The organism is Acidithiobacillus albertensis (assembly GCF_001931655.1).
Lineage (GTDB): Bacteria > Pseudomonadota > Gammaproteobacteria > Acidithiobacillales > Acidithiobacillaceae > Acidithiobacillus > Acidithiobacillus thiooxidans.
In genome coordinates, this window is sequence record NZ_MOAD01000091.1 from 1 (window position 1) to 1,534 (window position 1,534).

The 1,534-nt window shown below is 53.5% G+C and carries 1 protein-coding gene; it reads left to right on the forward strand.

The window, feature by feature from the left end; translation table 11 throughout:
• Positions 1-1,534 (forward strand): phosphoenolpyruvate synthase (ppsA, locus tag BLW97_RS18220; RefSeq protein WP_075324187.1); only part of this gene is annotated, 1,534 nt, incomplete at both ends.

Below are 1,534 nucleotides of genomic sequence, written 5' to 3' on the forward strand. Positions count from 1 at the left end.
CCAACTCACGCCGCAGGGAGTGAAAGTACCCAACGGCTTTGCCATTACCGGCGACGCCTATCACTATCTGCTGGATCAGGCCGGTGCCTGGTCAAAGCTGCATGAGGCACTGGACGGCCTCGACCCCGATAATGTTCGCGATCTGGCCAAACGGGGTGCCAAGGCTCGGGAAATTGTCTACAGCGCGCCCCTTCCCGAAGATTTGCAAACCGAAATTTTGGCCGCTTACGCCCAATTACGTCAGGAATACGGAGATACGCTGTCTTTGGCCGTGCGTTCTTCTGCCACCGCAGAAGACCTGCCAACGGCCAGTTTCGCTGGTCAGCAGGATACTTATCTGAACATTTCCGGTGAGGCCGCTTTGCTGGATGCCTGTCGTCGCTGCTTTGCCAGCCTGTTTACCGACCGGGCCATTCATTATCGCGTTGATCAGGGCTTTGATCATTTCAAGGTGGCCCTATCGATTGTCATCATGAAAATGGTGCGCTCCGATCTCGCCACCAGCGGCGTCATGTTTTCACTGGACACTGAAACTGGTTTTAGAGATGCCGTCTTTATTACGGCATCCTGGGGTCTGGGTGAAAATGTTGTCCAGGGAACCGTCAATCCCGATGAATATTATGTCTTCAAACCCGCCTTCCAGAAGGGAAAAAAGGCAGTTTTGCGCAGGGTTCTCGGCAGCAAAAAAATCAAGATGATTTATACCGAGGGAGACACCCGCCATGGGACCCGCAATGTACCGACACATCTCGATGAACAGGAACGCTTTTGTTTGAAGGATGAGGATATATTCATTCTCGCCGATTACGCCATCAAAATTGAAAATCACTACAGCCAGAAAATGGGCGAAAGCCGACCCATGGACATGGAGTGGGCAAAAGACGGACTGGATGGGGCTATTTACATGGTGCAGGCCCGACCGGAAACCGTTGCCTCGCAAAAGAAGGGACAAATTCTGGAGGAGTATATTCTGGGTGAACACGGAAAACGTCTTGGCAGCGGTCGGGCCGTAGGCAGTAAAATTGCTACCGGACCCGTCCGGATTATTCGTAGTCTTGAACATCTCGCCGAGTTTCGCCCCGGTGAAATACTGGTAGCAGACACCACCACGCCCGATTGGGAGCCGGTCATGAAAAATGCAGCGGCGGTGATCACCAATCGCGGCGGACGAACCTGCCACGCTGCCATCATTGCCCGTGAACTGGGGATACCGGCGGTAGTCGGCGCAGAAACAGCCACCGAAATACTGCACGACGGTGAGCCGGTCACAGTTTCCTGTGCGGAAGGCGATATGGGAAATATTTATGGGGGTCAATTGCCATTTACCGTTCAGCATACCGATCTGGCCGCACTTCCCCGACCCAAAACCAAAATCATGATCAATCTGGGCAACCCGGAAATTGCTTTCCAGACGGCTAATCTCCCCAGCGATGGTATTGGTCTGGCGCGGATGGAATTCATCATCAGCAATACCATCAAGGCGCACCCCATGGCTTTGCTCTACCCGGAAAAGGTCAAAGACCCGCAGGAGCGT